The 2,872-nt window shown below is 67.2% G+C and carries 1 protein-coding gene; it reads left to right on the forward strand.

What is annotated here, in order from left to right; all coding sequences use genetic code 11:
• Positions 1-171 precede the first annotated feature (171 nt).
• Positions 172-2,730, forward strand: coding sequence for a valine--tRNA ligase (gene valS, locus ON45_RS20085; RefSeq protein WP_040496484.1), 2,559 nt, complete (start codon positions 172-174; stop codon positions 2,728-2,730).
• Positions 2,731-2,872: the final 142 nt, after the last annotated feature.

The following is a 2,872-nucleotide window of genomic DNA, read 5'->3' on the forward strand; positions in this document are numbered from 1 at the left end:
CCCCTCTCCGGTGAGATGTGAGACCACCCGTCGGGCTCACATCTCACCGGATCTCGTCGCGCCGGTGGTGCGGTGAGAACCAGGCCGTCACGCACGTCTCACATCTCACTGCACGGTTGTACGGAACGAGCAGGAACAGCGGTGGGGCGGATCGGTAGCCTCACGGGCGATATGGCGAACATTCCCGACCGGCCGACACTCGACGGCATCGAAGACCGCTGGGCCGACCAGTGGGACACCGATGGCACCTACCGTTTCGACACGTCGGCAGTACGCAGCGAGGTCTTCTCGATCGACACCCCGCCGCCCACGGTCAGCGGTTCGTTGCACATGGGTCACGTGTTCAGCTACACCCACACCGACCTCGTCGCCCGCTACCAGCGGATGCAGGGCAAGGCGGTGTTCTACCCGATCGGTTGGGACGACAACGGCCTGCCGACCGAGCGTCGCGTTCAGAACTTCTACGGCGTGCGCTGCGATCCGAGTCAGCCGTACGAGGCGGGATTCGAACCGCCGTTCCGAGGCGACCCGCCGAAGAAGCACCAGGCCGTCCCGGTCAGCCGACCCAACTTTCTCGAACTCTGTGACGAGTTGATCGAGGTCGACGAACAGGTCTTCGAAGCGCTGTACCGCCGCCTCGGTCTCAGCGTCGACTGGGAGCAGCACTACGCGACCATCGACGAACGCTCGCGTCGCGCGAGCCAGCGCGCATTTCTCCGCAACGTGGAGCGTGGTGAGGCGTACAGCCAGGAAGCGCCGACGTTGTGGGACATCGACTTCCGCACCGCCGTCGCCCAGGCGGAGATGGAGGACCGGGAACGACCGGGCGCCTACCACAAGATCCCATTCCAGGTCGTCGGCGATCCAGCCTCGACGATCGAGATCGACACGACCCGGCCCGAGCTGCTCGCGGCGTGCGTCGCACTCGTCGCCCACCCCGACGACGAACGCTTCCAGCCTCATTTCGGGACGAAGGTGATCGTGCCGCTCTACGGCCAGGAGGTCGAGATCAAGGCACACGAGCTGGCGCAGCCCGACAAGGGCACCGGCATCGCCATGATCTGTACGTTCGGTGACACGACCGACGTGACCTGGTGGCGAGAGTTGCAGCTCGACCTACGGGTGATCATCGGTCGCGACGGTCGCATCCTCGCCGACACACCGTCCGGGGTGGACCCCGACGCGTACGCGATGATCGCCGGCAAGTATCCCAACCAGGCGCAGCGCGCCGTCGTCGAGCAACTGACCGAGCAGGGAATCCTGATCGGCGAGCCGCGTCCGATCGAGCACCCGGTGAAGTTCTACGAGCGCGGCGAACGTCCGCTCGAGATCGTCGCCTCCCGTCAGTGGTACATCCGCAACGGAGGCCGCGACACCGACCTGCGCAACGACCTGATCGCCCGTGGGCACGAGGTCACGTTCCATCCCGACCACATGCGGCACCGGTACGAGAACTGGGTCGAAGGTCTCAACGGTGACTGGCTGATCAGCCGCCAGCGCTTCTTCGGCGTGCCGATTCCGATCTGGTACCCACTCGACGCGTCGGGTGAGCCGGTGTACGACACCCCGCTCGTCCCGGCCGAAGACCGCCTCCCGATCGATCCGTCCACCGACGTGCCGGACGGCTACACGGCGGACCAACGCGATCAGCCGGGCGGGTTCGTCGGCGACCCGGACATCTTCGACACCTGGGCGACGTCGTCGCTGACCCCACAGATCGCCGGGCACTGGGAGGAGGACGACGGTCTCTTCGAGAAGGTGTTCCCGTACGACATGCGTGCCCAAGGCCACGACATCATCCGGACGTGGCTGTTCTCCACCATCACCCGCAGCCACCACGAGTTCGGTGTCGTTCCGTGGAACCATGCCGCGCTGTCCGGGTGGATCCTCGACCCCGACCGCAAGAAGATGTCGAAGTCGAAGGGCAACGTCGTCACGCCGATGGACCTGTTCGATCAGTACAGCACCGATGCCGTCCGCTACTGGGCCGGGTCTGGGCGACCGGGCGTCGACACCGCGTACTCCGAGGAGCAGATGAAGGTCGGCCGCAAGCTCGCCAACAAGCTGCTCAACGTGTCGAAGTTCGTGCTGTCGTTCGGCGACGTCGACATGGACGCCGCGCTCGCCGACACCGTGACCGATCCGATCGACCGCTCGATGCTCGCCAAGGTCGACGCGACGATCGCCGAGGCCACCACCGGATTCGATGCGTTCGACTACGCCCGTGCGCTCGAACGCACCGAATCGATCTTCTGGTGGTTCTGCGACAACTACGTCGAGTTGGTCAAGAGCCGGGCATACGAATCGTTGGGGCCCGACGCCGCTGCGTCGGCGCGGCGCGCGCTGCGCGAGGCGTTGTCCTCATTGCAACGGCTGCTCGCGCCGTTCCTTCCGTTCGCGACCGAGGAAGCCTGGAGCTGGTGGCACGACACGAGCGTCCACGCGGCGTCGTGGCCGACAGCGTCCGACCTCGGCGGTGACCCCACGACGATCGACGCGACGATCGACGCACTCACACTGGTCCGTCGCGCCAAGTCCGAGGCCAAGGTCAGCCAGCGCGCCGAAGTCGCCGCGCTCGCCATCTCGGCTCCCGAGTCACTCCACGCCGCGCTCGAGGCCGGCCGCGCCGACCTCGCCGCCGCAGGCTCCATCGAGACGATCACGATCGATCCCGCCAGCGCCGACGCCCTGTCCTGCGACGTGACCATCGCCCCCACCGACGACGTCTGAGCCGACCCCCACCCGCCGCGGGCCGGACCCGAGGCGACACGTCGACCCTCCCATCCATCCGCGCCCGCTCACCGGTCGACCCTCACACCCATCCCGCCGACTCCGGCCCGCCCCCCGGCCTGCGCGGCCCCGCCCCGCCCCG

Source organism: Ilumatobacter nonamiensis YM16-303, assembly GCF_000350145.1.
GTDB lineage: Bacteria > Actinomycetota > Acidimicrobiia > Acidimicrobiales > Ilumatobacteraceae > Ilumatobacter_A > Ilumatobacter_A nonamiensis.